Annotated in this window: 26 protein-coding genes and 2 CRISPR repeat arrays; of the genes, 14 read left to right on the top strand and 12 right to left on the bottom strand. The window is 68.8% G+C overall.

The window, feature by feature from the left end:
- Nucleotides 1-173: 173 nt before the first annotated feature.
- The gene (locus FHX37_RS01455; protein ID WP_141921672.1) at nucleotides 174-1,100 is read right to left on the bottom strand and encodes a glycosyltransferase family 2 protein; all 927 of its coding nucleotides are present in this window, start codon (nucleotides 1,098-1,100) and stop codon (nucleotides 174-176) included.
- Nucleotides 1,101-1,139: 39 nt separating this feature from the next.
- Nucleotides 1,140-3,161 (bottom strand): hypothetical protein, encoded by a 2,022-nt coding sequence (locus FHX37_RS01450; protein ID WP_141921671.1) that lies wholly within the window; start codon nucleotides 3,159-3,161, stop codon nucleotides 1,140-1,142.
- Between the two features lie 262 nt (nucleotides 3,162-3,423).
- Nucleotides 3,424-3,757: a CRISPR direct-repeat array (repeat unit 29 nt; unit sequence ATGCTCCCCGCGCACGCGGGGATGGACCC).
- A 573-nt stretch (nucleotides 3,758-4,330) separates the two neighbouring features.
- On the opposite strand from FHX37_RS01450, the gene FHX37_RS01445 reads away from it, so the two are divergent.
- Nucleotides 4,331-5,473 (top strand): protein-L-isoaspartate O-methyltransferase family protein, encoded by a 1,143-nt coding sequence (locus FHX37_RS01445; RefSeq protein WP_141921670.1) that lies wholly within the window; start codon nucleotides 4,331-4,333, stop codon nucleotides 5,471-5,473.
- 241 nt (nucleotides 5,474-5,714) lie between these two features.
- Here FHX37_RS01445 and FHX37_RS01440 read toward each other — a convergent pair whose 3' ends face one another.
- On the bottom strand, nucleotides 5,715-5,894 hold the full coding sequence (locus tag FHX37_RS01440) for a DUF397 domain-containing protein (RefSeq protein ID WP_141924945.1): 180 nt from the start codon (nucleotides 5,892-5,894) through the stop codon (nucleotides 5,715-5,717).
- Nucleotides 5,894-6,682, bottom strand: coding sequence for a helix-turn-helix domain-containing protein (locus tag FHX37_RS01435; protein WP_246062000.1), 789 nt, complete (start codon nucleotides 6,680-6,682; stop codon nucleotides 5,894-5,896). Before FHX37_RS01435 ends, FHX37_RS01440 begins: the two co-directional genes overlap by 1 nt.
- Before the next feature lie 279 nt (nucleotides 6,683-6,961).
- On the opposite strand from FHX37_RS01435, the gene FHX37_RS01430 reads away from it, so the two are divergent.
- The 6 genes from FHX37_RS01430 to FHX37_RS01405 all read left to right on the top strand — a co-directional run bounded on the left by FHX37_RS01430 (nucleotide 6,962) and on the right by FHX37_RS01405 (nucleotide 10,014).
- A complete protein-coding gene (locus FHX37_RS01430) occupies nucleotides 6,962-7,426 on the top strand; it encodes a hypothetical protein (protein ID WP_141921668.1) in 465 nt (154 codons plus the stop codon).
- The gene (locus FHX37_RS01425) at nucleotides 7,423-7,641 is read left to right on the top strand and encodes a MerR family transcriptional regulator (RefSeq protein WP_141921667.1); all 219 of its coding nucleotides are present in this window, start codon (nucleotides 7,423-7,425) and stop codon (nucleotides 7,639-7,641) included. Before FHX37_RS01430 ends, FHX37_RS01425 begins: the two co-directional genes overlap by 4 nt.
- Nucleotides 7,638-7,850: a hypothetical protein gene (locus FHX37_RS01420; protein ID WP_141921666.1), complete on the top strand. Its 213-nt coding sequence runs from the start codon at nucleotides 7,638-7,640 to the stop codon at nucleotides 7,848-7,850. The genes FHX37_RS01425 and FHX37_RS01420 overlap by 4 nt, the downstream gene beginning before the upstream one ends.
- Nucleotides 7,838-8,239, top strand: a complete 402-nt coding sequence (locus FHX37_RS01415) for a hypothetical protein (RefSeq protein ID WP_141921665.1) — start codon at nucleotides 7,838-7,840, stop codon at nucleotides 8,237-8,239. The genes FHX37_RS01420 and FHX37_RS01415 overlap by 13 nt, the downstream gene beginning before the upstream one ends.
- A 348-nt stretch (nucleotides 8,240-8,587) precedes the next feature.
- Complete coding sequence (locus FHX37_RS01410) at nucleotides 8,588-9,205, top strand: SPASM domain-containing protein (RefSeq protein WP_141921664.1); 618 nt, start codon at nucleotides 8,588-8,590, stop codon at nucleotides 9,203-9,205.
- A gap of 92 nt (nucleotides 9,206-9,297) precedes the next feature.
- The gene (locus FHX37_RS01405; protein WP_211351718.1) at nucleotides 9,298-10,014 is read left to right on the top strand and encodes a protein kinase; all 717 of its coding nucleotides are present in this window, start codon (nucleotides 9,298-9,300) and stop codon (nucleotides 10,012-10,014) included.
- Between the two features lie 424 nt (nucleotides 10,015-10,438).
- On the opposite strand, the gene FHX37_RS01400 is transcribed toward FHX37_RS01405, so the two are convergent.
- From FHX37_RS01400 to FHX37_RS23385, 4 genes are all read right to left on the bottom strand, one after another.
- Nucleotides 10,439-10,894 carry an NUDIX hydrolase gene (locus tag FHX37_RS01400; RefSeq protein WP_394344464.1) on the bottom strand — a complete coding sequence of 152 codons (456 nt, stop codon included), beginning with the start codon at nucleotides 10,892-10,894 and terminating at the stop codon, nucleotides 10,439-10,441.
- Nucleotides 10,895-11,646: 752 nt separating this feature from the next.
- A complete protein-coding gene (locus FHX37_RS01390; RefSeq protein ID WP_141921663.1) occupies nucleotides 11,647-11,838 on the bottom strand; it encodes a DUF397 domain-containing protein in 192 nt (63 codons plus the stop codon).
- Nucleotides 11,839-11,846: 8 nt separating this feature from the next.
- Complete coding sequence (locus FHX37_RS23390; protein WP_246061998.1) at nucleotides 11,847-12,278, bottom strand: DUF5753 domain-containing protein; 432 nt, start codon at nucleotides 12,276-12,278, stop codon at nucleotides 11,847-11,849.
- A complete protein-coding gene (locus tag FHX37_RS23385) occupies nucleotides 12,259-12,585 on the bottom strand; it encodes a helix-turn-helix domain-containing protein (RefSeq protein WP_246061997.1) in 327 nt (108 codons plus the stop codon). The genes FHX37_RS23390 and FHX37_RS23385 overlap by 20 nt, the downstream gene beginning before the upstream one ends.
- A gap of 281 nt (nucleotides 12,586-12,866) precedes the next feature.
- Between FHX37_RS23385 and FHX37_RS01380 the strand changes: the two genes are divergently transcribed.
- Genes FHX37_RS01380 through FHX37_RS01365 form a run of 4 tightly spaced genes read left to right on the top strand, consistent with a single transcriptional unit; the run spans nucleotide 12,867 to nucleotide 14,162 of the window.
- Complete coding sequence (locus FHX37_RS01380; protein ID WP_141921662.1) at nucleotides 12,867-13,325, top strand: hypothetical protein; 459 nt, start codon at nucleotides 12,867-12,869, stop codon at nucleotides 13,323-13,325.
- On the top strand, nucleotides 13,322-13,537 hold the full coding sequence (locus tag FHX37_RS01375) for a MerR family transcriptional regulator (RefSeq protein WP_141921661.1): 216 nt from the start codon (nucleotides 13,322-13,324) through the stop codon (nucleotides 13,535-13,537). Before FHX37_RS01380 ends, FHX37_RS01375 begins: the two co-directional genes overlap by 4 nt.
- Nucleotides 13,534-13,773, top strand: coding sequence for a hypothetical protein (locus FHX37_RS01370; RefSeq protein WP_141921660.1), 240 nt, complete (start codon nucleotides 13,534-13,536; stop codon nucleotides 13,771-13,773). Before FHX37_RS01375 ends, FHX37_RS01370 begins: the two co-directional genes overlap by 4 nt.
- The gene (locus tag FHX37_RS01365) at nucleotides 13,761-14,162 is read left to right on the top strand and encodes a hypothetical protein (RefSeq protein ID WP_141921659.1); all 402 of its coding nucleotides are present in this window, start codon (nucleotides 13,761-13,763) and stop codon (nucleotides 14,160-14,162) included. Before FHX37_RS01370 ends, FHX37_RS01365 begins: the two co-directional genes overlap by 13 nt.
- A gap of 261 nt (nucleotides 14,163-14,423) precedes the next feature.
- A CRISPR array of direct repeats spans nucleotides 14,424-14,817; the repeat unit is 28 nt; unit sequence GTGAGCCCCACGCACGTGGGGATGGACC.
- 69 nt (nucleotides 14,818-14,886) lie between these two features.
- Here FHX37_RS01365 and FHX37_RS23380 read toward each other — a convergent pair.
- Complete coding sequence (locus FHX37_RS23380; protein ID WP_246061996.1) at nucleotides 14,887-16,383, bottom strand: serine/threonine-protein kinase; 1,497 nt, start codon at nucleotides 16,381-16,383, stop codon at nucleotides 14,887-14,889.
- Between the two features lie 462 nt (nucleotides 16,384-16,845).
- Between FHX37_RS23380 and FHX37_RS01350 the strand changes: the two genes are divergently transcribed.
- Nucleotides 16,846-17,652 carry a TIGR03089 family protein gene (locus FHX37_RS01350; RefSeq protein ID WP_141921657.1) on the top strand — a complete coding sequence of 269 codons (807 nt, stop codon included), beginning with the start codon at nucleotides 16,846-16,848 and terminating at the stop codon, nucleotides 17,650-17,652.
- 20 nt (nucleotides 17,653-17,672) lie between these two features.
- Nucleotides 17,673-19,100 (top strand): LCP family protein, encoded by a 1,428-nt coding sequence (locus tag FHX37_RS01345; RefSeq protein ID WP_141921656.1) that lies wholly within the window; start codon nucleotides 17,673-17,675, stop codon nucleotides 19,098-19,100.
- A 61-nt stretch (nucleotides 19,101-19,161) separates the two neighbouring features.
- Here the strand turns inward: FHX37_RS01345 and FHX37_RS01340 are convergent, their stop codons facing one another.
- The 3 genes from FHX37_RS01340 to wecB all read right to left on the bottom strand — a co-directional run bounded on the left by FHX37_RS01340 (nucleotide 19,162) and on the right by wecB (nucleotide 24,313).
- Nucleotides 19,162-21,330: a glycosyltransferase family 4 protein gene (locus FHX37_RS01340; RefSeq protein ID WP_141924942.1), complete on the bottom strand. Its 2,169-nt coding sequence runs from the start codon at nucleotides 21,328-21,330 to the stop codon at nucleotides 19,162-19,164.
- Between the two features lie 113 nt (nucleotides 21,331-21,443).
- Complete coding sequence (locus FHX37_RS01335; RefSeq protein WP_141921655.1) at nucleotides 21,444-23,210, bottom strand: hypothetical protein; 1,767 nt, start codon at nucleotides 23,208-23,210, stop codon at nucleotides 21,444-21,446.
- Nucleotides 23,207-24,313, bottom strand: a complete 1,107-nt coding sequence (gene wecB / locus FHX37_RS01330; RefSeq protein WP_141921654.1) for a non-hydrolyzing UDP-N-acetylglucosamine 2-epimerase — start codon at nucleotides 24,311-24,313, stop codon at nucleotides 23,207-23,209. The genes FHX37_RS01335 and wecB overlap by 4 nt, the downstream gene beginning before the upstream one ends.
- A 103-nt stretch (nucleotides 24,314-24,416) precedes the next feature.
- Between wecB and FHX37_RS01325 the strand changes: the two genes are divergently transcribed.
- Entirely contained in the window at nucleotides 24,417-26,123 is a 1,707-nt protein-coding gene (locus FHX37_RS01325; protein ID WP_246061995.1) for a glycosyltransferase family 4 protein, read from the top strand.
- The last annotated feature ends 250 nt before the right edge of the window (nucleotides 26,124-26,373 follow it).

Raw genomic sequence — 26,373 nt, 5'->3', positions numbered from 1 at the left:
GTGGAACCGCTCCCGCCCGACCGGCGGAGGTGAACACTTTGGGTGAAAAACCTGTCGCCGAACGCTACCATCGCGTCCGGATCAGCCGGTGGGTGAATGGCCCGCCCTCCCGGGGGCCGAACCGGCTCCGCGCCGACCTCACCAGCTGCGTGCTCCGCGCGGGTGGGGCGCCGTCAGTCCCCGTCCCGGGAACGCACGATCAGGTCCGCCAGCAGCGCCATGGCTGCCACCAGGAGACCGGTCATCAGCAGCATGACCGTGTTGTTCGGGAGGTAGAACGGGTCGGTGACCATGTCGAACACGAACTTCACGGTGCCCGTCCCGAGCAGCACGAGCGTGAGCGGCATCAGCACCTTGAGCGGGTTGAAGTACATCACCATCCGCAGCACCTGCAGGATGTAGCGGTACGCGTCCCGCATGAGGTGGAACTTGGAGGTTCCGGCGCGTTTGGCGTAGGCCACCGGAACGTAGCGGACCTGGTGCTGGTTGGCCAGGAACGCGAGCGTGAGCGTGGTGACGCAGGAGAAACCCGGTGGCAGCAGCCGCAGGTACGGCAGGGCGACCTCGCGCCGGAAGGCACGCAGCCCGGAGTTCAGGTCGGGGATGCGGGTATTGGTGAGCCGTTCCGCGATCTTGCGGACCACCCACTTGGCGGGCACGCGCAGCAGCCGGTGGCGCCCGTTCTCCTGGATCCGGGCACCGACCACCTGGTCCACTTCGGGATCGCCGTCCAGGAGCGCGACCAGTTCGGGAATGCGCTCGTTGGGGTAGGTCAGGTCGGCGTCGGTCCACACCACGATGTCGCCGCGGGCGCGCTGTGTCCCGATGCGGCGCACGGTCCCCGAACCGCCGTTGTGGCCGAACGCGAACACCCGCACCTGCTCGTGGGCGGCCTCGGCCTCGCGTAGCCGCTCCCGGGTTCCGTCGGTGGAGCCGTCGTCCACGGCGAGAAGCTCGTAGGGGTAACCGGACTCGTCCATGGCGGCGCGGATCCGGTCGATCTCGAGCGTGACGTGGTCGTGCTCGTTGTAGCAGGGAAGCACGACCGTGACCCGGGGCGCGGGTTGCGCGGAGGGCTCGGTTGGGGGATTGGCGTTCACAGTTCGTCCACGATAGCCGGAACCCGGCGAGCACGCCCGCTAATCGAGCACAGCCACCCACACGTCCCCGGTGAACGGCCACGGTCCCGCGGGGGGTTTCGTCAGGGTACTGGGGTCCTTGTCGCTGTCCACGTCGAACGGGTGCTCCAGTTGAACCCTCTGGGGGGCGGCGTCGATGAGCGCGCCGCGGTCGGACGCCGCCAGCACCGGTGTGCGGTCGCGTTCCCTGATCCGCGCGGCGTAATGGCGCACCTCCTCCCTGCCGCTCTCCCGCGCCGCCGCGGTGGGAACGTCGCACATTCCCCGGATGAGCTGCATGTAGTTCGCCGCGCTCGCGTCCACGATGAGGACGCTCGCGTCCGCGGGCAGCGCCTCGCACAGTTGGCGGCTCTCCCGCACCGACCCGACGTCGGAACGGTAGGTCATCACCCCCTGCGCCGTGAGGAGCGTCGGGACCAGCATCAGCACCACGCCGGCCACGGCGGGGGAAGCCGCCACCCACCCGTCGCGGAAGCTCCGGTAACGGCAGGGGAGGGTACGTCTCGCCCACGCCGTGAACCACACCGCCAGCAGGACGAACGCCGGGAGCACCAGCACGACGAGTCTCCTGCTCGCCCACGGATGGTCGGGAGTGATGGAGGGGCGCAGCAGCGTCGTCGCCACCGACCAGGACAGCACCATGAGCGGCAGGAGCCACACCGTGTCTCTCCCGAGCATCACCCGGCGCAGCAGCAGCGCCGCCCCGAGGGTGGCGAGCACCACGGTGGGCAGCCCCACGTACCACCCCACCCAGGTGAGGCTCGTCTCCGCGTAGGTGCGGGCGGGTTCCACGGGCAGCCCCTCGATCTCCTGCACCTGGCCGACGTAGGCACCGGTTCCGGGCTCGTTGTGCCCGCGCTGGGTGAACAGCAGCGGGCGCAGCGCCAGAGCGGCCACGGTCACCAGCACCAGCGCACCCACCGCCGTCGGCAACCAGGCGGGGCGGTCGGTGCGGGGTACGCCGCGGCGCCACAGCGCCGCCGCCATCACCGTGGTCCCGAGTACGACGCCGACGGTGATCAGCAGCAGTGGGCCGAAGGACTCCGACAGGTGTTCCAGGTAGGGCCGGGACAGTCCGAACGCGGCGGTGAAACCGTAACCCAGCCCGGCCACGAGCCCGGCGAGCAGCGGCAGTGCCCGGCCGTTCCGGGAGAGCAGCAGCATGCCGCAGAACACCACCACGGGCAGGATGTCGCGCAGCGCGTCGACGCGCACCACGAGGGCGAGGCCGAACAGCGCCCCGGCCGTCGCAGCGAGGGTGTGCGCGGCTGTCCACCGACCTCCCGTGCCGGAGCGCCGGGTGAGCGCGTCCACGGTGAGCGCGAGCGCTCCCAACAGCAGGATCTGGGCGGCGGGTTCACTGTAGGTGGAGCGGCTCACCCACTGCTGCGGCAGGCAGACGGCGAGCAGCAGCGCCGCCAGCGGGGCCCACCTGGCACCGATGAGCCGCACCGCCAGGCCGGCGAAGGTCCACACTCCCAGCGCCCCCAGCAGCGGGGCGGTGACCAGCATGCCGGGGACGCCGCCGATCCAGTACCCGAGGGAGAGCGTGAGGGGGGCTCCCGCGAGGAACTGCGGCCAGATGACGTCACCGACCTGGTAGTAGGCCAGGCTCTCGTAGCTCAGTGCCGGCTCGTCTCCGGCGATCAGTTCGCGCTGTTGCGGTATCGGCAACGAGCCGTGCTCGGCGATCCAGATCGTGAACTGCGCGTAGGAGGAGGGGTCGCGGCGGATCACGAGCGCCTCGGCGTGGTAGGCGATCTGCACCGCGGCGAACACCACGGTGATCGCCGCGGTGGCGACCAGCGGCCACCAGCCGGACCCGCCGGAGGGCGGGTCGGGGACGAGCCGCGGCAGGAACACGAGAGCCGCCACCACCGCGGGGACGCCGAGCAGGAGCCCGGCCAGCGGGGTGAACTGCCCCGTGATCAGCAGCGGGAGAGCGACGAGGAGCCACGCCGCCAGCGCGAGCGCGGGCACTGCCGTGGCACGGGCGAACACACGGGCGGGTGTCGGGGGCATACGGGTAACTGTGCCAGCTACCGCGCCGGAGCGGGGTTCGTTCGCGCTTCGGGATACCACGCGGGATCAGGCGCGGTTTCATCCGGGAGAGCGTGCACAGCGACGGGAGATGTGGTCTCCTGGCTCCGTCGTCGCGGCGTTGGCGTTACGCGCCGCACTGCTCGTCGACAACGCGTTTTTGAGAGGTGTGCGTGCTATGTCCGAATATCCAGAAGTTGCACACACGGGCACGCGCGTGGCCTAGAAGACCAGATCAGAGAGGATGCTCCCCGCGCACGCGGGGATGGACCCGCCACACTGCGGCCCTCGTCCACCAGGCACATATGCTCCCCGCGCACGCGGGGATGGACCCCGCCCGGGGACTCGTTCTCGTTGGTCACAGACATGCTCCCCGCGCACGCGGGGATGGACCCGCGCGGCCGGTCCGGGGGTGGACGACCGCGACATGCTCCCCGCGCACGCGGGGATGGACCCGGATACGGAATTCTTGGTTCACACTGTCCAGGATGCTCCCCGCGCACGCGGGGATGGACCCAACGGAAACCCCCCGTGAGGGTTACCCGGACCATGCTCCCCGCGCACGCGGGGATGGACCTCACCCAGCGGGAATGCAACGAACGGCACGCCCCGGCCGACCAGACCGCTCGGACCCAGCATCACGCTCGACGCCTACGCCCATCTCTGGCCGGACTGGCTCGACGAGGTGGCCGACGCTCTCGGCGCCACCCGGGCCTCACAGCTGGCTAGCCTCGCCGAGCCAGAGGCCGCGTAAGCGATCGCTGTCAGTGTGCAGAAAATGTGCATCCGCCGCTCGGTCCCGCCGGGCGGCGGTTTCATGTCATGGCTCTGCCCTGCGATTCCGGGTATGAAAAGAGCCGGCGGGGGATCGAACCCCTAACCTATCGCTTACAAGGCGTGTGGCTCTGAGCGGTGTAGTGCCCTGGGAAAACGCAGGCTCCCGGCGAGCGGGAGCCGGATAAGCGACAACTGTCTCAAAGTAGCAGAAACCCCAGTCGGAGAACAGAAAGGCAACCTTCGGTCGGAGCAGATTAGGTGGCGGATCACTACCGGTTGGCCGCTTCCGGCCACAGGGAGTTGCCTGTTCCGCGCGTGGGGTAGGGACGTGGACGGATGTTCCCCCGAGGCGTGGAGGATGAGTATGAGTACCCGTGGCGGTGCGGATGGGTGAGGAGTCTCCGCCCGGTCCGGAGAATCTGGCCGAACTCACTGGCGACGACGCGTGGAAGCAGGCGCTGCGGGACGTTCCGCGAGAATGGTTCGTGCCAGAACGGGCATGGACAACACGCACAGGATTGTTGGAACGGGAATCCGACCCGGATGCCTGGAACCAAGCGGTTTACACCGATGCGCCCATCGTGACCCAAATCGATGATGGGTCTACGGAACTTACCAACGAGTCCCCGTGGATGACGACGAACCACAGTAGCTCATGCTCCGCTCCTCGTTTCGTTGTTCACTTCTTGGACCTCCTCGCCCCCTACTTTGGCGATCGGGTGTTGGAGGTCGGCACCGGCACCGGCTGGACGGCCGGGTTGTTGTCGGCGCGGCTCGGCGGCGACAACATCACCTCGATCGAGGTGGACGAGCGTGTAGCCGACCACGCGCGCACGAATCTGGAACGGGCGGGATTGTCTCCGCACCTGGTGGTCGGCGACGGCCAGAAGGGGCACCCGGAGGGCGCCCCGTTCGACCGGGTGCACGTCACCTGCGGGGTACGCGAGATCCCGTACGCGTGGGTGGAGCAGACGCGCCCCGGCGGAGTCATCGTGCTGCCGTGGATGCATGGGGCGCTTGATGTCGGCCATAAAGCCAAGCTCATTGTTACCGGCAATCGTGCCGTTGGCCGGTTCCATGGCGAATGCGCCTACATGATGTTGCGTTCCCAGCGGGAACCTACCCAGCCGATCGAGGGCGAGGTACGGGAATCCGAGCCCACGGTTGATCCTCGTCGTATTGCCGTAGCTGGTTCGGGCCTGTCGGTATGGATAGCCGGGGCCATGCCTGGGGTATCGGTCAGCGATGGCAACCATCGACCGGACGGAGCGTTTCGGATGGTCGCCTGGGACCGCCACGGCGAGTCTCACGCTCGCGTGGATTACTGGCCAGAGGAACATTCCGGCCGAGTCCGTCAGCGCGGTCCCCGCGACCTGTGGCAGGAACTCGAACAGGCTTATCTCGCGTGGATCGACCGGGGCGGGCCAGGGATTGAACGATTCGGATTGACCATTGACGCGAGTGGACAACGAGTGTGGCTCGATCGTCCCGAGTGCCTGGTGGAAAGGATGGGCTGATGGCAGGCAGGCATGGGGAGAAGAAAGAGTGCCCGGTATGTCACGGCGAGGGCGACACCAAAATAACCAACGACGGGAATCACGAACGCCGTCCGTGCTATGCCTGCGGAGGTTCAGGCCAGACACCCAAGTAGACGCTGTGTTCCCCATGTCGGCGTAGCCCCGGCACAACAACAGCCCCCGGACGGACCGGGGACTGACGCGTTCGTCTCGTGATCGGGGGCGCCACGGGGCGAAGGGGTTACAGGTTCTCGGCACGGACCTCGTCGAGGAACGCCTTCCACTCCGTGGCGGAGAACGACAGGTGCCCGGCCTCCCGGTTCTGGGTGTCGCGGACAGCGGTAACCGGCCCTTCGGCGACCTCGACACAGTTGGTTCCACCGTTGCTGTAACTGCTCTTGTGCCACTCGCGGGTAGCCATCATGACTCCAACTTCTGTAGCTCGTCTCGAAGCCTCGCCTGCGCTTCTTCCGGACTGCTGGCGACACCTTGCAGGGCAGCGAACAGCATCCGGTAGTGGGCAACATCCACCGTACTGGTAACCATCTGACCTTCGTGAACGTTCTCGGCGAACATCACGTCGGGGAAGTGGTCGGTAGTGACCAGCTTAAACGCTCCAGAAACACCGGGATGCTTAGGGGAACTCGCCGGTACCAGTTGGACAGTGATCCGCTCGCGCTCGGCGAGGTCCAGTACATGTGACAGTTGTTCCCGCATGACGTCCGTCGAGCCGTAACGCCGCATCAGGATTGTCTCGTCCAGTACCAGCCAGACCATTGGCTGACCAGATTCGACCAGCTCTTGTGACCGCTTGGCCCGCTCTTCGGCCCGCGAGGCTATCTCGTCCTCCGGAAGCCATGGGACTCCGTAACGGATCAGGGTCCGCGCATATCCTTCTGTCTGAAGATAAGCGGGGAAAACAAGAACCTCGTACTCGTATACGGCGTTCGCCCCGGCAATCAGCTCAGCTATCTCGTGTTTCCACACCTCCTTCCCGGATCCGGTCAGCTCCTTCCAGAGGTGTGTGAGCCTCCCGGCGCCAAGTATCTCGTCCAAATCGGAACGTAGTTGCGCGGAGGCAGCAGCCTTGCCGCGCTCGACGTCGGATACTGCGGTCTTCGAGCTTGCTACGTGACGAGCGAGCGCCGTTTGGGTGAATCCTGCCTCTTCGCGGAGTCGCCGAACCTCACGTCCGTAGGCAAGCAGCACTCGCTTATCCAAGTTGTTCAGATCCTTAGAGGGCATGTTCGTAGCATGCCGCGAACGGTCATGCCACGTCGTGGTTTTCCCAAAAATTCCAGGGAGATTCAGCTATTGACGCTGAACTGACATAGGTCTCTACCAGGAGCGTGTCTTCGGTCATGATGAAAGAAGCCCCGAGCGCGGGAATGGCTGGCTGCCGACCGCGCCCGGGGCATTAAAAGAACCCCCGGCGAGAGTGAGCGCTCTCCCGGAGGTGTGGCCACCGACTGAGAAGGAGTCGATGACATGCCCCAGTTTATTCGCACCCTTGCGTCCCTATGGACGCTGTTCTTCCTGCTGACCGTCGTCCTGGTCGCACCGATCCGTGGACGCCATGAGCGTCCGGACCCCGTGTGGACACCGCCGCCCCCGCCCCGGCGCCACTCGGCGCGGCGGTTCGCCGTGCCGCAGCCGAGAGCGTCGGAAGTACTCCCGGAGCCACTGACTCACCCGCTTCCCGAACCCGAGGTGCTCGATCCCGACGAGCACAGCCCCGTGCGGCCCTACGTGACCCAGCACGAACGCCACCGGCGGGAACAGGAGGAAGGACGGCGCTGCCCGGCCTGCGGCGCGGCCGTCCCCGCACCGGAACCTTCCGCCCCGCCGATGTATGGCGACGGGTTGGACGACGTCCGCGCGGAGCTGTCCCCGCTGGTGCGCCAGTGGCTGTCCCAGCGCGAGCAGACAACCCCGGTGGGGGTGGTCCGGTGAGTATCCCCCACAGCTGGCCCGCCCCGTTGCTGCGTCCGGGGGACGTGGCCGAGGCCTTCGGCGTGACCACCTCCACCGTCAACACCTGGGTACGCGAGGGCCGCCTGACCCCGGTCCTGGTCACTCCGGGCGGGCACCGCCGGTTCGCTCCCGACCAGGTTCAGGACCTCATAACCACCATCCACCACCAGGACGGGGGAGGTGGTGACACGTGAACCTCACCCCGCAGGAACGCCGGGAACTGCTCGACCTGCTGGAGCAGCTCTCCCAGGCCATGGACGGCAACGCCCTGTGGCCCAACCAGATCCGCGACATCCTCCGGGAACTGCACGCCCGCGTGGTTGCCTGGCTCGGCGACGAGGACACGGAGACGGTTTCCCACCAGCACAGCGCTGGGGGAGGTGGTGGCCCGTGCGAGGAGTAGAGCCCGGGTGGGAGCCCGGCATGTGGGTGCGGTTCCCCCACGAGGAAGATGGCACCGCCCCGTGGGATGTCGTCACACAGCAGGCTGACGGGATGCTGCGGATCGCTCCCCGCGACACGGTCGGCGACGCCCACACGGTCACCGTCCACCCCGACACGGTGGAGCGGCTCTCCAGCGGGGATCTGTCGTATCTGCGTGCGCGGTGGCCCGTGGGGTTGCGGGTGCGGCTGCACGCGGCCGGTTCCACCGTGCACGTGGTCACCGGCCACACACCCCAGCCCGGCACGGCTCAGGGTGAGGTCCTCGTTCGTCCCGTTAAAGGTGGGCCGGTGCGGCACGCCAACCCGCGCACCCTGACCGACTGGATGCCGGTCGAACTCCAGGAATAGACCCCGATGGTTGTGCGCGTCGCCGGTCGGGCGCGCAAGTGGGGCGTGTGTGGGCTGAGGCCGCACACGCCCCACTGTCTTTCCCGGCTGCTCCTGCCTTCTACTTGGCGCCCCCGGGAGTGGTCGGTTTTCCGTGGTCTCATGGGGATGTGTTGATAGCAGCGGAACGGTATGGTCAGATCCTGACCGCATTCACCGGAATACCGGCCATATGGGGTTGCAAAACAATAAAGCTACGCGTTCTCGCAGGTGGCGAAGGGTGAGCCCCACGCACGTGGGGATGGACCCGTTCGGGAATATCTCGGAGTTGTTAAAAGTGAGTGAGCCCCACGCACGTGGGGATGGACCGTGTTCAGCAACCTCGTGCACATCTCCCCCAAACACTGGGAGCTTTTCCAGCGTCCGAAGGTCTCATTGGCAACGTCCTACTACTCCGACGAGCCCGACGAGCACAACGCCGTGACCGGACGGCGGAGCCACGCCCGGACGCGCGCCAACCTCGCGAAGACAATCAAGCTCGGTATCCCGCTCCGCGTTGGCATCATCGCGACGGACGACGGACAACGCGTGGACGAAGCGTGGCGGGACCTGGAGTCACTGGGCGTAACACGAATCCATGTCGACCACGTTCGCCCGTTCGGGCGTGGCGGAGACGGGCAGGAACCCGACGCGTCCCGCCTGTGCGGCCAGTGCGGAAAGGGAGCCGCGTCCATCGGTCCGACGGGGGACGTCTCTCCGTGCGTGTTCTCCACGTGGATAAGCGTAGGGAGCGTACAAGCCGACCCGTTGGCCGCTATCCTTCGCGGAACTGCGATGGACGAGGCTAACGCCGCAATCAGGGCCGAAGCGGGAGAGGGCTGCAACCCCTGTTCCCCGTCCTCTGGTTCGAACTGTGATCCGAACCTAGATTGCAACCCGGGCGTTGGCGCGGTAGCGAATGCGACCCGAGGTACTAAGGAACGCTGATGAATGATTCCCTTCCCGGGCCAGAGTTCGAAGCACTGATACAGCCCTACACGGGTTCCGTGTCTGAGTTCCGTCCGACGTCTCATGGGCTCATGACGGACGTTACCGCCGTAGTCGAGTGCGAGAACGGCCCGTTCTTCGTCAAGGCGGTCCCCAACCGTCCGGGGGGCCGCCGGGACTCTTTGGTCCGGGAAGGGGAGATCAACCCGCACGTCCGCCCGCTCTCCCCGGCTGTGCTGTGGCGCGCGGAAGACTCCGAATGGGTGGCTCTTGGGTTCGAACCGATCCACGGACGACGCGCGAACTTCCGGCCCGGCTCTGAGGACCTGCCTACGCTCGTGGACCTCGTGAACCGAATCGGGGCACTTCCGCTACCCGATGTTGCGCACGACTGGACGGAAACCCGTTGGGACCGGTTCGTGTCAGACGAGGCGGAGACGCCCCTACTTCGTGGGAACAGCATGCTCTATGTCGACATCAACCCAAGTAACTTCGTGATCGGCGAAGACAACGCGTGGGTCGTGGATTGGGCGTGGCCGACGCGCGGGGCCGCGTTCATTGACCCGGCGTTGCTCGTCGTACAGCTCATTGCAGCAAAGCGCAATCCAGCGGACGCGGAGGCATGGGCGGGCAAGTGCGACGCGTGGACGCACGCGGATTCGGACGCGGTCAACGTGTTCGTTGCGGCCACGGTACGGATGTACCGGGCGCACGCGGAGCGGTTCCCTGACCAGCCGTGGCGCAAGGCCATGGTTGACGCTGTCGAGTCGTGGGCCGAACACCGAGGTGTGACCGTGCCCGCTGCGTGACGCGGCCGACCCGGTGTCACGAACCGGTAGCGGCCCTGACACAGAAAAAGCCCCACCCTATGCTGGAGCGAGCAACCAGCCAGCAAGGACGGGGTTTTCTCATGAATGAGGATATTACACCACGCGGACAGATCCGAGGGCTGCGGCGCCAACACCAGTGGAACCAGGAAGACCTCGCAGAAGCGGCGGGACGCAGCGTCACGTGATCCCCACGCACGTGGGGATGGACCGCGGTGCGTCGGCTGGAGGAGTTGCAGCTGGCCGTGATCCCCACGCCCGTGAGGATGGACCCGGAGACGGTCGCAGCCACTGCGGATGCTCCCCGCGTGCGCGGGGATGGACCCCACGCCGCACCCATCTGCTCCTCGGTGAACGCATGCTCCCCACGCGCGGGGGTGAACCAGAGGCGGGGCGGGCACGGTGGTCACCGTGTCGGGGCCAGGGTCCGCCCGTCGTGGGTACGTACGTGGGGGCCAGTGCGGTCGAGGGCGTCCAGGAGGCGGACGGCGTACACCTCGGACATGCGGGTGGCCACCTGGTCGGTCGTCAGCCAGGCGACAGCGGTCGACTCCCCGGAGGGGCGCGCGACCCCGCGAATTGGCGCGCACCGGAACACGAGGGCGAGAACGCCGCGTGTGGTGTTCTTGTACACCCCGGTGAGCCGATCCACCTCGACCTCGATCCCGGTCTCCTCCCAGACCTCGCGGACAACACCGTCCTCCGGGGCCTCAGCGGTTTCCAGCACTCCGCCCGGCAACTCCCAGGTTCCGTTGTCAGCACGGCGGATCGCGAGGAGGCATCCGTCGTCACGTACCACCGCTCCGGCTACCGACACTGAGTGCAGCGGCAGCGTGGAAGCACCTCCGGCACTATCACTCACGTACAGGAGCTTACGGGAAACGTGAGGACTATGGGTGGGCGCGGCAGGGGGCGACACCAGCGACGCTGGTATACCTGCAAATCGCCGACGACATCGCCGCCCAGATCAACGATGGCCGGCTGGCTCCCGCGGGCGAGGTACCCAGCGAGGCCACGCGTGATCCCCACGCACGTGGGGATGGGGCCGAGCGAGACCACCTGTGAGCTGTACTGGCAACGGGTGCACACACGGGCGGGAGTCTGGTCGCGTTCTCGGCCTCGGTATCCCGACGGGATCGCGCGGGGGCGTGATCGGCAGGGCATGCGCCGTGAGGACAGTTATGGTCTCCTGGCCTTGCCGCGGTGGTGGATGCCGCTCCACCTGGCAGGAATCCGTTTGTGAGGGGTGTGCGTGCTATGTCTGAATATCCAGAAGTTGCACACACGGGCATGCGCGCGCCCTAGAAGACCAGGTCAAAGAGGATACTCCCCGCGCACGCGGGGATGGACCCGGGCGGTTTCTTCCCCCGCCCTGTTGTTACCATACTCCCCGCGCACGCGGGGATGGACCCCCTTGATCGCCCAGGCCCAGGTTGGGTGAGGGAACTCCACCCGGTGTGATGCCTGCAACGGCAAAGGGACTCAGCCGTAGAACGGCAGCAGCAGCCCCCGGCGGGCGCATAGCTGAATGTCGCCGGGACGGGGTAAGGTGCAAGTGGTTCTGGTACAGCTATGGCCCCGATGTTGTTTCGGGGCCATAGCTATGTGTCGGCCTTACAGCCTATCGGTCTTGATCGCCTCGATGAATGCCTTCCACGCAGTTGACGAGAAGTCGAGGTGTCCAGCTTCGGGACGTGTCGAGTCGCGAACAGCATGCAATGCGGGGGCATCCGCTACCTCAACGCACTCGTTGCGAGTGGCGCTGTAGCTGGACTTGCGGAAGTACAGGTTCTGGTTCTGGCACATGGGGCTTCCTACTCGTACTTCTTCCTGGCCAGTTGCACCATATATTCAGCTGATGCTTCAGGATGCATGGCCCTTACCCGGATGTCGTCCCACGCTTCACGGTGAATCTCGACCTCGGCGGGGTCGTCGAAGTAAAGGCCGTCCGTGCGGCTCTCCACGTAGACGATTGACGGGTCGATCGCTTCGGCGAAGTCCAGGATCGTGAACGCACCCGTCGTTCCCGGATGCAGTCCCACTTCAAGAGGAAGCACCTGGATCTTGATCCCGTTCGCCTCCTCGGACAGCCGCACGAGTTTTTCGATCTGGCCGCGCATCACATCGGTGCCACCGGCCGGGCGCAACAAGACTGCCTCGTCGATGACTGCCCAGAACTTGGGGGCATCCTCGCGGTCAAGGATCTCTTGGCGTTCCATGCGCGCTTCAACCGCGCGTTGGTTCACGGCCGGGTCCTGGGAGTAGGTGGCTGTGTCCTTGTAGCAGCCCTGGTACGACCATCGACTGGTAGGTGGAGATGGCTGCCGCCTCGGCTTCGAACGCGACGTAGGAGTCGGTGAACACGTCGGAGTAGCGCACCCACCATCCCTTTTCGCGAGACTGCCGAGCCAGTGTCTCCAGGGCCTGAGCGGTTTCCTTAGGAGCTTTGTACAGCTCGGCCAACGCACGAACGATCGTTGGGTCCGGTCGTTTCCACTTGTTGAGTTCCATGTTGGTGAGGCGGCCTCGTGACCAGCCAAGGCGTTCTCCCACCTGCTCTGCTGTGAAGCCCGACTCCTCACGCAAGCGTTTCAATTCAGCAGACAGCCGTCTTCTTCGGACAGCTGGACTCTGCCTGTCAGCCACAGCACGCTCCCCCTGGTATCGCCGTGTTCGTCGTGCCGCGATGGTAGATCACCCCTTCAACCAAACTTTTGAGAGCAGTAGATCATCTATCTAAATCTTTGTATTGAAAATATGGAAGCAAGGAGGCAGTATATGGGCAGTACCAGAACCCAGCGGCCTAACCAGCCGCCAACTACACGAGGTGAGCTATGCGTAACCTCGCGTCCCTGTGGACGCTGCTCTTGATGCTGGCTATCGCCCTGTTCCCGCCCACGCGGCATCGGGATCGCTACCAGCGGCTGGAACCGCGCGTTGCGGTGCCGCTTGCGCCTCGCCGCCGGGCGGCGGCACGCCGCTTCACTGTGCCGCCGTCGAGAGCGTCGGAAGTACTCCCGGAGCCACTGACTCACCCGCTTCCCGAACCCGAGGCACTCGATCCCGAGGAGCACAGCCCCGTGCGGCCCTACGTGACCGAGTACGAGCGCCACCGCCAACAGCGGGAGGAACAGGGGCACTGCCCGGCCTGCGGTGCTGCCACCATGCCGGAACCTTCCGCCCCGCCGACCTACGAGGACGGGTTGGACGACGTGCGCGCGGAGTTGTCCCCGCTGGTGCGCCAGTGGCTGTCCCAGCGCGAGCAGAAGAACCGTGTGGGGGTGGTCCGGTGAGTATCCCCCACAGCTGGCCCGCCCCGTTGCTGCGTCCGGGTGATGTCGCCGAGGTCTTCGGTGTGACCACCTCGACTGTCAACGTCTGGGTGCGTGAGGGGCGCTTGTCCCCGGTGGTGGTCACTCCGGGCGGGCATCGCCGGTTCCTCCCGGACGATGTCCACACCCTGCTGGCCGCCATCCACCACCAGGACGGGGGTGGTCAGGCGTGAATCTCACCCCGCAGGAACGCCAAGAGCTACGTGACCTGGTGGAGCAGCTCGTCCAGGCGACCGAGGGCCACGCGTTCTGGCTCAACCAGGTCCGCGCGACCATCCTCGCGCTGCGCGACCGGCTGGACGCCTGGCTCGGCGAGGAGGACCACGACACCGACGGGAGCGACAGGGACACGGGGGCGATCTCTCACCAGCGCGAGGTTGGGGGAGGTGGTGGCCTGTGCGAGGAGTAGAGCCCGGGTGGGAACCCGGCATGTGGGTGCGGTTCTGCGGGGAGCCCGACGGCCTCACCCCGTGGGATGTGGTCACACAGCAGGTTGACGGGATGCTGCGGATCGCTCCCCGTGACACGGTCGGCGACGCCCGCACGGTTACCGTGCACCCCGACACGGTGGAGCGCCTGTGCCATGGGGATCTGTCGTATCTGCGTGCGCGGTGGCCCGTGGGACTGCGGGTACGGCTGCACGCGGCCGGTTCCACCGTGCACGTGGTCACCGGCCACACACCCCAGCCCGGCACGGATCGGGGTGAGGTCCTCGTACGACCCGTCAGGGGTGGCCCGGTGCGCCACGCCAACCCCCGCACCCTGACCGACTGGATCCCGGTCGAACTCCAGGAATAGACCCCAATGGTTATGCGCGTCGCCGGTCGGGCGCGCAAGTGGGGGCGTGTGTGGGCTGAGGCCGCACACGCCCCCACTGTCGTTCCCGGCTGCTCCTGCCTTCTACTTGGCGCCCCCGGGAGTGGTCGGTTTTCCGTGCTCTCATGGGGGTGTGTTGATAGCAGCGGAACGGTACGGTCAGATCCTGACCGCATTCACCGGAATACCGGCCATATGGGGTTGCAAAAGAATAACGCCACGCATTGTTGCAGGTGGCGAAGGGTGAGCCCCACGCACGTGGGGATGGACCCCAGATCCGCAGCGCCGTGGTCACGTAATCCAGGTGAGCCCCACGCACGTGGGGATGGACCGGGGAACCCGTGAGCGAAAACACCAACATGTGCGTGAGCCCCACGCACGTGGGGATGGACCGGTGATGACCTGTCTGAGGTCGTAGGCGGTGACGTGAGCCCCACGCACGTGGGGATGGACCTACCCGGGCGGAGCTGTGGCGCCTGGAGCTGGTGTGAGCCCCACGCACGTGGGGATGGACCTACAGCCCGATCGCCAGGGCCGCCAGCGCGCTGGTGAGCCCCACGCACGTGGGGATGGACCGGCGCCGTTGGGCAGCGTCAGGCGGGTGGTGGCGTGAGCCCCACGCACGTGGGGATGAGGCCGGTGTCCTCGTCCGGCGCGGGCATCGGGCACTCGGGGCACCGCGCCAGCTACCGAAACGGCCGGGACCCTAGTTCTCCTGGCGCAGGGTCACGGTTTCCGCGTCGGGGTCGCCGCCCAGCTCGACGGTGACGACACCGCCCCGCTGCTCTAGGTGCGCGCTGTCAGGGCGCGCGCACTGTTCCTCGTCGGGATCGGCGGAGGTCGCGGCGGCGTCGTAGCCCGTACCGGACGTGTCGGTGAGGACGAGGTCGTACTCGCAGTCGTCGCCCTCGAGGGTGGCCTCCCGGTCTCCCTCGCTGATGTCGAGCTGGTACTCCTCGGTTCCGCCGTATCCCGCCCAGTCCCCGTCGTAGGAGGCGTCGAACGTGGCGGGCTCCCGTGGCGGGGCGGTGTCGTCGTCGGACGGGGTCTCGGTCGTCTCGTCGGGTGAGCCGCCCGTCGTGGTGCCGGTCGGCGGCGGGGATTCCGTGTTGTTGGAGGAGCCGGGACTGGACTCTCCCCCAGTCCCGGCCTGCGGGGCGCCGCCCAGGTCGCGCCCGAGCATCAGCCCGCCGAACGCGGCCGCGAGCAGCAGCATCGCGACCACCACGCCCAGCACCCACTTTCCGGCGCCGCGTCGGCGCCCGGAACGCCCCCGAGCCGTTTCGACCGCGGTGGGCGGGCCGCCCGCGTCGGCGACGGTGGGTGCCGGTGCGGTCTGTGCTCCGGCGGCCCCTCCGGCACCCGCCGCACCGGCAGCGGCGACGGCGGGGTACTCGCGTTTGCCGAGTAGCGCCATCAGCGCGTCGGTGGCGGAGACGCGCTGGTTCGGGTCCTTGGCGAGCGCGCTGGCGACCAGGGGACGCAGGGTCTCCGGGAGTCCGTCCAGTTCGGGCTCACCGTTGAGGATCCGGTGGAGGATCGCCGGCACCTGGTCTCCGGGAAAGGGGGTGCGGCCGGTGGCGGCGTAGACCATCACCGAGCCCCAGGCGAACACGTCGCTGGCCGGGCTGACCGGGTCGCCGGAGATCTGTTCCGGCGCCATGTAGGCGGGGGTACCGATCGAGGAGTTCGTGAGGGTGCCCGCCCCCGCGGCGACCTGGGCGACGCCGAAGTCGATCACCCGTGCACCGCCCTGACCCAGCAGCACGTTGGCGGGTTTGAGGTCCCGGTGGACGATTCCGGCCTCGTGGATCGCGACGAGGGCGGTGAGGGTGGCGACCGCCACCCGGTTCAGTTCCCCGCCGGACAGCGGCCCGTGTTCCTCCACCCGGCGTTGCAGGGAGGGGCCGTCCACGTACTCGCTCGCGATGTAGGGCGGGGCCGAGTCGAGGTCCGCCTCCAGGACGGCCGCCGTGCAGAACGACGCCACACGCTGGGCCGCCTCGGCCTCCCGACGGAACCGCTGACGCAGGTCGGGGTCGTTCGTCCCCTGGTCGTTCAGGGTTTTCACTGCGACGCGGGAGCCGTCGTGGTCCTGGCCGAGATAGACCACGCCCTGCCCGCCCGTTCCGAGGCGGCCGAGGAGGCCGAACCGGCCCAGCCGTGCGGGGTCGCCGTTCTGCAGGGGTGCGGGGTCGACCACGGAGCTTCCCTTCGACCGGAGTTGCGGCGTCGGCATGGGTCCGCCCCGTGAATCTACCAACCCGCTCACCGGGGGCGGCACTCCCGTGCGCGGGGACAACGCCCGCATCTGGTTTCGCCGTCCCGCGAGGGCGGGAACCCGGCTTCCCACCGGCGACGTGGTGGGTTCCTCCCTTACCAGCGGGGGCCTCCCGGGTTTCCGGGGCGGACTGTTCCATCGGCACGCGCCGCCCGCGTCCCGATGGAACCCCTCGGGAGGGTCCTTGACGTCTCGTGTCCGTGGCGTTTCTCACCACGGGAAAGACGCACGAACCCACCGAAACGGTGTGAGGGACGACAGCGGTCCCGTACGCTTCCTCCTCGTCCGCTCCCGATGTGAGCATCGCCGAACCCGCAAGTAGCATGTGCGGCGTCCGCCCCTGTGGTGGGACCACGTCACCGATCCGAGAAGTGGGAGCTACCCGTGGGTACGGAAACCCCCGCGCAGCTGTGGCGCTCCGCCGTGGCCGCGGATCCGGCGCGCCCGTTCGTCACGGCCTATGACGGTGACACCGACGGCCGGGTGGAACTGTCCTACGCCACCGTCGACAACTGGGTCTCCAAAACGGCGAACATGCTCGTGGACGGCCTCGGCGCCGAACCGGGCGATCGGGTCGCGCTGGCGCTTCCGGTGCACTGGCAGAGCCTGGCCTGGGCGCTGGCGTGCTGGTCCACCAGGACGACGGTGGTCCTGCCCGAGGCCGACGAGGTTCCGGAGGCGGACATCGCCGTCACCGACGCCTCCCGGATCGAGGCGGGGCTGGACTCGGGGGCCCGCGAGGTGGTGGGAACCTCCCTGCACCCGTTGGGTGCTCCGCTGGCCGACTGCCCGCCCGCCGCGTTGGACTACACCGTCGAGGTGCGCGGGTATGCCGACCAGTTCGTCCCTCCCGCGGCCGACGACCCCGCGGCCGCGGCCCTGGAGAGCGCCGGCAGCCACACGGGGGGCGGGATCGCCGCCGCCGCACGGGATCGCGCCGCCAGCTGGGAGCTGACACCGGCTGACCGAGTGGCTATCATCACACCAGCGTCCGCCCCGCTCCAGACGCTCGGTCACGACCTCTCCCCCGCTCTCTGCCCGGTCGTGACCGGATCGTCCCTGCTGTTGACCCCCGAAACCGACTCCCCCACCACCCTGCAATCACGGCTTGATATGGAGCGTGTCACGGCGATCGCCGGCGCGCGGCCCGGGTCCCCCGCTCTCACGGGCAACATCAGGCCCCTCCCCTGACACCGACCTAGTGGTGCCCGATGTCCAGAAAACACTCGCCCGCACGAGCCCGTTCCACGTCGCGGAAACTATCCGTCGGCGGTTGGGTCGCCATCATCACCACAGCCCTGGTGATCTGCGGCAGCCTGACCGCCTATGCCGGATACCACAACATTTCCAGCAACCTGAACCAGGAGAACGTGAACACGGACAAGTTCGGCGACCGCCCCACCAAGGTCGAGGGGGTGACCAACATCCTCGTCGTCGGCTCCGACGCGCGCGACGGCGAGAACGCGGACTACGGGGAAGCCGAGGGGGAGCGTCCCGACACGTTGGCCATCGCGCAGTTGCTGCCGGAGGAGAAGAGCGCCAACCTGGTCAACCTCCCGCGCGACTCCATCGTCGCCATGCCCGCCTGCGACCCGGTCGAGGGCAAGGACAACAAGCCGGGCCAGGAGGCGCACACCGGCATGATCGGCGAGGCGATGAACAGCGGCGGGATGCAGTGCCTGTGGAAGACGGTGGAGCAGCTCACCGGTGTGCACATCGACCACTTCGTCAGTGTCGACTTCACCGGGTTCAAGGGCATGGTCAACTCCGTCGGCGGCGTGCCGATGTGCATCCCGGAGCCCGTCACCGACGAGAAGGCGGGCGGCCTCGAGCTCGAGGCCGGCAAGCAGACGCTGAACGGTGAGGACGCCCTGGGCTACGTCCGTTCCCGCAAGGGGCAGGGCGACGGCAGCGACCTGTCCCGCATCAAGCGCCAGCAGGACTTCATGGGCGCGATGCTGAAGAAGGTCACCAGCGGGGACATGCTGACCAGCCCCACTAACATCAACGACTTCCTCGCGTCGGTGACCGAGTCCCTCACCACCGACGACGAGCTCAACCTGAGCACCATGAGCGACCTCGCCATCACCATGCGCGAGGTGAGCATGGACGACATCACGTTCGTCACCGTCCCCAACGGCCCCCACCCCAACGACCCGAACCGGCTGCAGTGGTCGCAGCCCGCGGCCGACGAACTGTTCAACGCGTTGGCCAACGGTCAGAGCCTCGCCGAGGACGACAAGGACAGCGGCGGCGACGGCGACGGTGGCGGCGGTTCGGTCGAACCGCAGGAGGTCTCCGCGGAGGTCATCAACGCGACCGGGATCACCGGGCTCGCCGAGGAGGTCTCCGGCGGGCTGCGCGAACGGGACTTCCGGGTCGCCGGAACCGGGAACCCGCGCGGGGAGGTGCCCGACCAGACGACGGTGTACTACGGGGACGGGCAGAAGAAGCACGCCGAGGCGCTGGCCGACGAACTGAGCACCGCAACCGTGGAGTCCAACCCGGCGCTGGGTGAGACCGTGCAGCTGGTGCTGTCCAGCGACTGGGACGGTTTCCAGGGCAGCGGCGACAGCGGCGGCGTTCCCGACGGAGTCGAGGGGAAGACCGCCAGCGACGCCGAGGTGGAGTGCGGCTGACAACGGTGCCGGGTCGCGCGGGAACGGTGGTTACGGACCGTTCCCGCGCGACCCGGCGGCCTCACGCGGTGACGGCGGAGGTGGACAGGTCGACCTGGGCGGGACGCTCCCCGTCCACGATCAGCCGTGTCCACAGTTCGCACACGCGGCGCAGCGCGTAGTTCCCGGTGATCTCCTCCCGGGCCGCGGCGCGCGCCTCGTCGAACCGTCCCTCGCTGACGGTGCCGTGGATCGCCTCCGCCATCTCGGTGGTGCTCTCGTGCAGCCACTGCCGCGAGTAGATCGTGTCGGCACCGGGCCAGTTCAGCACCGCCGGGACGCCGCCGGAAGCCGCACCCTCGGCCGGTGCCAGGTGGAAACTCTCGTCGTCACTCGTGGACAGGACGAAACCGATCCGGCGCAGCCAGGTCGCCACGTCCGGGCCGAACTGGTCGAACACCACCCCGCCGGAGAGGAGCTCGTCCCGCTGGATCCGGCGGTAGGTGCGCTCGTAGAACTCCCGCTCCTCGGGGCGGTTCCAGATCCACCAGTACTCCCACGGCTGTTTCGACTTCACGGCGAGGGTGTAGCGGGAGTCGCGGCGGCGCAGTTCGGACAGGACCTCCAGCGCGCGGTCGAACCGCTTGCGGGACGGGGCGATCCCGATCATCCCCAGGGTGTGTTCGGCGCCGGGAAGCTTCGGCCGGTCCAGCTGCTCGACGTCCACCCAGTTCGGCAGCGGCACCACCTTGTCGGACGGCCATCCGGCCAGCTCCCGGGTGAGTGACGCGTAGTGGGGGCTGACGCAGATCACCGCGTCGATCTTGTCGATGTCGAGTTTCCGCGGCCACTCGGCGTACAGCTCGAAACGGTGCAACCGCACGAGCAGCCGCTGTCCGGGGCGTTTGTGCTGCGCGTAGAAGATCGCGTTGGGTCCGCACCACTCGCAGATGACGACGTCGGCCCACGCGGCGAGTTCGCGGCTGCGGTACTGGTCGTGGTGGCGCAGCGAGTCCCACTGGTCCAGTTTCACGTCCATCCCCGGCAGCGAGGTGAAGTAGTCGGCCAGGCGGGTGAAGAACTTCAGGTCGTGCCCGGCGATCACCACCTTCAGCGGGCGTTGCGGGGTGGTGCCGGACGGCGGACCGGGGCACGCCTGCTCCAGGTAGTCCCGCAGCCGCGCGGTGGCGTTCTCCAGGCTGAAACGCGCGGCGGCGTCCCGGCAGCGCTGGGCCGCCTCCGCGTAGACGTCCGGGTCCGCGGCGAGCGTGAGCGCGTCGGCGACCGACTCCGCGTCGTCCCCGGCGTAGAGGGGGTAGTCCGCTCCCAGGAGGTCCTCGTGCATCGGGGTGCGGTTGAGTACCACCGGCAGCCCGAGCGCGCCCAGCTCCAGAACCTTGGTGGACAGCTCCATGCTGGCGTCCATGGCCGGGTCGCGCCAGGACAGGCCGACGTCGCACCCCGCGGAGAGCCGCAGCGCCTCGGCGCGCGGCTGGCCGCCGTGCCAGTGCACGTTGGGGGTGTCCTCCAGCGCCCTGCCCATCCGTTTGGCCCAGTCGGGCGAGTCCCGGTGGATCTTGTCGCCGACCATGTGCAGCTCCGCCGGGACACCGCGCTGCTCCAGCGCCTCGGGCAGGGCGGTCATCTCCAGCGTGTTCCAGGCGGGCGCGAACTTCCCGGTGTAGACGAGCCTCAACCGTTGGGCCGGTGTGCTGTCACCGAGGGCCTCGTCCGGTACCTCCACGACGGGAGGGAAGAGGACGCTCCTGCCGCAGGCCGCCGGGACGCTGGACTCCAGGAAGCCCCGCAGCTCCTCGGTCTGGCAGAGCAGGAACCGGGACGCCTCCGCGATGTCGGTCAGCTCGGAGACGACGGTCGCCGTCATCTCCCCGACGTTCTGCGGGATGTCGGTGAGGTAGGTCCACAACCGTCCGGCGAGGTTCTCGTTCTGCGCGGCCTGCTCCGCCAGCCGCTTCCCCCGGACGACGATCGCGTCAAAGCCGCGTTCGGCGTCGAGCCGCTGCATCAGGGCGACCGCCTGCTCCGGGGTGAGCCCGCGCCCGTCGGACCCGGACAGCAGCCCCTCCTCGTGCGGCCGCCGCAGGGTCACTCCCTCGGTCGCGTCCAGTGGGGCGGTGAGCCGGTCGGTGCGCACCGGCGCCTTCAGCAGCAGGGTCGTCTCGCAGCCGGCGCCCGCCAGGGCACGGGTCATCGACTGCGCCCACACCGCGGAACCGTCGATGATGTTCATGTCGACGTCGCCGTACACGAGGGCCCGAAGCGGCCGGCCGCGCTGCTCCTCGCGCACCCGGCCACCCGGCGCCGGTTTCGCACTCACTCGCTGACCTTCGCGTCGGTTGTTGGTCACGTGTTCCCTTTCGGCGCGGTTCGCGCGTGGTCGGGCGACTCTTCGGGCTCGGTTCCGTGCGGCGGGCTCAGCGCGAGCAGCCGGGCGCCGTGCCGGTTCCACACACCGGGCTGCAGACCGCGCCGGACCAGCTCGCACCGTGCCAGTGCCGGTCGGATGGCGCTGACGAAGACGTACTCCTGGTCGGCGGCCGCCTGGTCCACCGCGTCGGCGTGCGGCGCGTCCCCCTGGCGCCACGAGTCGATGGCGGGCCCGACCGCGTCGGCGCCGGAGCACTCGGCGGCGCACAACGCGTCGACCAGGAACGCCGGCCCCTGGGGTTCGCGCCACAGTGCCGCCCACGGGGACTCCGCGGCGCGTGCCAGGGCCGCCCACACGTCGGGGCCAGGGGCGGCCGACGGCACCGACACGGGCGCGGTGCGCACCGGGATGCCGTGGGAGCGCAGCCGCTCCACCCCGGTGAACGGGGCCGACTCCTGCGGGACGACGACCTCGGCGGGCGGGTACTGCTGGGCGAGGATGTCCTCGGCCAGACTCAGCGACGTGATGTCGTCGCCCGGAAGGGCGAGCAGCGCCACCCGACGGTCGTGCAACGGCAGGTCGGGATTCCCGGCGCCGGGGGCGAGCTGGACCTGGCGAAACAGTTCCGCCAGCCGCACGGGGGTGGCCTCGGTAAGGAACAGGTGACGCAGCGTCGAACGGAGTTCCTCCGAGGTGAGGGGGCCCTGGGCGCGCAGCCGGGCGAGCTCCTCCCCGACGGGGTGGGAGTGCGGACCTCCCGCACCGGGCCGGAGAGTGCGCAGCGCCTCCGGGGGGCGGGGGGCGGCACTGGTGTCGCCGTCCCCGTCGTCCCTGCCCAGGAGAAGGGCACGGGCTCCGCAGGCCGTCGCGCGCCGGGCGAGGCCCGGTGTGTCCGTGGCCACCGCGCTGACGGCGCGCAGCGTGGCGGGCAGCTCCTCCCAACGGGGGGACGCGGGGCGGGTGCCGTGCTCCTCCAGGCTCGCCAGCAGCCGTCTGGTGGCGGGGTGGGGCGATCCCGCGGTGGGAACGTGGACCGGCTCGGGGTCGCGCTCCGGTTCGGCGGCCACCGGGTTGAAGCGGTGCAGCGGGACACCGACGTCGCCGTGGTAGTGGAGGTCGACGTCCAGGGCGGCCAGTGCCGGGGGTGCGGGTGCGTCGGCGATCAGGACGGAGGGCACGCCGCGGGACCGGGCGGCCTCCACGGTCCAGTGCAGGGCGCGTGTGCGGTCGGCAGCCGCCGGGTCGCCGACGTGGGACCACGAGCTCCCCGGCGCGGAGGCGGAGGCGGTGATGACCAGCGCGTCCACGTCCACCGACTCGAACACCACCTGGGTGTCGTGCGAACGCAGCGGTACGACCCGCACGTAGGGGTCGAGCGCCGCCCGCGCCTCCGGGGAGAGGATCCCGGCGACGACGATCCTGCCGTCGTCGGCGCCGGGGGTCCCGGTGAGCAGCCGGGCCTCCTGGCGCTGTGCCTCGTAGGAGCGGACCGGCCCGGGTTTGGAGCGGTTGCCGGAGGAGCGGCTTCCCTGACTGCCGCGCCACAGGCGGAAGAGGTCGCGGGGAAGCGTCATGAGGCCGCGGCCGGGGCGTTTCGCCGCCGCCGTCAGCGTCCGACCGACCTGGAAGGACGTGGAGCCCTCCAGCGCGGCCAGCCGCGCCTGGGCCTCGTGCAGCTGGGCCTCGCGCTCGGAGAGGGCCTGGCGCAGCTGTTCGGTCTGGCTCTGTTCCCGCCGTTTCACGAGGTTCCCCTCAGGATGGTGGCGATGCGTTCTCCCGCGTGGCCGTCCCACAGCGGGGGTGTGTCCGTGTCACGAGCAGCGGCGTCCCCGGCGAGGATCTTGGACACCAGGCCGGGGAGTTCGGCTTCGGCCACGAGCCGGTTCGTGCCGTGGGTGATGGTGACCGGGCGTTCGGTGTTGGGGCGCAGGGTCAGGCAGGGGACGCCGAGGATGGTGCTCTCCTCCTGGACCCCGCCGGAGTCGGTGACCACCGCGGCCGCGCCGCGCACCAGTGTCACGAAGTCGGTGTAGCCGAGCGGTTCCAGCAGGTGGACGCCGGGGTGCTCTCCCAGGCCGGCTGCCGCCAGGGCCTCGCGGCCGCGAGGGTGGACCGGCATGACCACGGGTGTCTGGTCGGCGATCTCGTGCAGCCGACCGACCAGACGCGCGGCGGTGTCCGGGTCGTCGACGTTGGCGGGACGGTGCAGGGTGGCCGCGGTGTAGACCTCGGGCAGGTGCAGCCGGTCGCGCAGCGCCCGGGTGTCGAACCGGTCCAGGTGGGCCAGCAGCGTGTCGATCATGGGGTTGCCGACGAAGTGCACCCGGTGGGAGGGAACGCCCTCGCGGGCCAGGTGGCCGACGGCCTCCGGACTGGTCACGAATGCCATGTCGCAGACCTGGTCCGTGAGGGTGCGGTTGGCCTCCTCCGGCATCGACCAGTCGAACGAACGCAGTCCCGCCTCGACGTGTCCCACCGGGATCCCCAGTTTCGCGGCGACGAGGGCGGCCGCCAGCGTCGAGTTCACGTCACCGTAGACGAGAACACGTTCGGGTGAACGGGTGGTGAACTCCTGTTCCAGCCGCACCATGAGGGCGGCGGTCTGCTCGGCGTGCGTCCCCGACCCCACGCCGAGGTCCACGTCCGGCCGGGGCAGCCCCAGTTCGCGGAAGAAAACAGCGGACATGCGGTCGTCGTAATGCTGTCCGGTGTGCACCACCGACTGCCGGGCACCCCGTTCCTCCAGGGCGGCCACCACCGGGGCGGCCTTAACGAAGTTGGGTCGCGCACCGACGATGTGCACGATCCCGCCGGACGGGCTTCCGGCTGGTGCTGACGACATCACGTTCCCTTCGTAACAGGAGGCAACAGACTTATCCCCCGGGCGACGCGCGCACGACGCCGGAGTGTCACCGCCAGGTCATCTCCGCGTGGTTCCATGCCCAGCCGTGCGCAACACCGCGAAAACGATCTCGTTCACCGCGACCCTGGCCTGGCGGCACCTGCGCCGCGAACCCGCCAGGGTTCCGCTGCTGGCGCTGCGCGTGTGCCCGGGCGGCCTCCGACGCGTCGTGCGCGCCGTTCTGCTGCGTACCGGCGGTCTGGCCCGGGTCTACGCGCTGTGGGACGCCGGGAACCGTACGGGAAGTCTGGATACGCTCCGCCGCAGTGCCCATGGTGCCTCCCCCCGCTGCATAGCCCGTATGGTCGCGTTCGCGCTGGCCGTGGAGCGACCCCGGACAGCGCGGGAACTCCTCGCCGGACTCCCGGAGGGCCCGCGCCGCGTCCGGCTCGAACGCGAGGTGGCCCTCGCGACGGGACGCGCCCTGCCCTCCGAAACGCCCGGCCGCTGGCCCGATCTCACGGTAACCCCGGTTCGGAGAACGGCACGCTACGACACGATGAACGATGGACAATCGGTTCCGGTGACGCGCGTGCTGCACCTGGTCACCAACGCCCTGCCGCACACCAACGCCGGCTACACGCAGCGGACGCACCGCATCGCACTGGGACAGCGCGCTTCCGGGATGGAACCGCACGTGGTCACGCGCCTGGGGTACCCGCTGACCAAGGGCATCGCCGACGCCCGCCCCCGCGTGCGGGTGGAGGGGGTGGACTACCACCGCTTGCTGCCGTGGTTCGCGCCCGCCGACGGTGAGCGTGAGCTGCGCTCCTCAGTGCGGCGCGCGGTGCCGCTCGTGGAGCGGTTGCGGCCCGACGTGCTGCACGCCGCCAGCAACCACCGCAACGGGAGGCTGGCGCTGGAACTGGGACGCCGGTTCGGTGTCCCGGTGGTATACGAGGTCCGGGGGTTCCTGGAGGAGTCGTGGCTGTCCCGCGACGCCTCCCGCAGCACCTCGGACGCGTTCTACCGAGAGGAGCGCCGCCGGGAGACCGCGTGTATGTCGGCGGCCGACCTGGTGGTGACTCTGGGCCGCGCGATGCGGGACGAGATCGTGGCGCGGGGGATAGCGCCCGACAGGGTCCTCGTCGTTCCCAACGCGGTGGAGGAGGGCTTCCTCGAACCGCTGCCGTCCGGCAGCGGGGTCCGGGACGAATGGGGCGTCGGACCCGAGGAGTTCGTGGTGGGGACCACGACGAGCTGCTACGGCTACGAGGGGCTGGACACCCTGATCGACGCTGTCGCGCTGCTGCGCGGCCGCGGCGTTCCCGCCCGCGCCCTGGTCGTCGGGGACGGTCCGGAACTGGACGCGCTGCGGGACCACGCGGCCGCGGCCGGGGTGGCGGACAGTACGCACTTTCCCGGCCGGGTGGCCGCCGGGGAGATCCGGCGGTACCACGCGGCGATGGACGTGTTCGCGGTGCCGCGCCGGGACGAGCGGGTCACCCGCCTCGTCACCCCGCTGAAACCGGTCGAGGCGATGGCCGGCGGGCTGCCGGTGGTGGCCAGCGACCTGCCGGCCCTCCGGGAGCTCGTGGAGCACGGGGAGACGGGGGAACTCGTGGATCCGGGCTCCTCCCGGGAACTCGCCGGGTGCCTGGAGCGGCTGGCCCGCGACGCGCGTCTGCGGGCGGGCTACGGCCGGGCCGGGCGCGCGCGGGTCACCGGGGAGCGCACCTGGAACGCCGCGGCGCGGCGCTACCTCGACGCGTACTCCGCCCTCCTCGGGGAGAAACCGCTGGGTCCTGTTTGAGGGGCGGAACGCGGCGTGGCACATGAGTTAATCCTTGTCGACATTTCCCGAAACCCCCGGGACGCGCGGGGGGAAAAACATTAGGGTGGAACATGCGCGGAATGGCGCTTTCCCGAATCGCCGAAACCGGTATATACGGGGGAATGCGGCCGTAAGCACGTTTTCATCCGCGCGGACGCGGACTTCACGGAAGGGCGTGTGACTCCGTTTCCGCGGCAACGCACAACAGCACTCCGGCCTGCTGCCACAC

The sequence above is a fragment of the Haloactinospora alba genome, assembly GCF_006717075.1.
In the GTDB taxonomy this organism is placed as follows: Bacteria; Actinomycetota; Actinomycetes; order Streptosporangiales; family Streptosporangiaceae; genus Haloactinospora; species Haloactinospora alba.
This window is presented reverse-complemented; position numbering and strand designations above follow the sequence as displayed.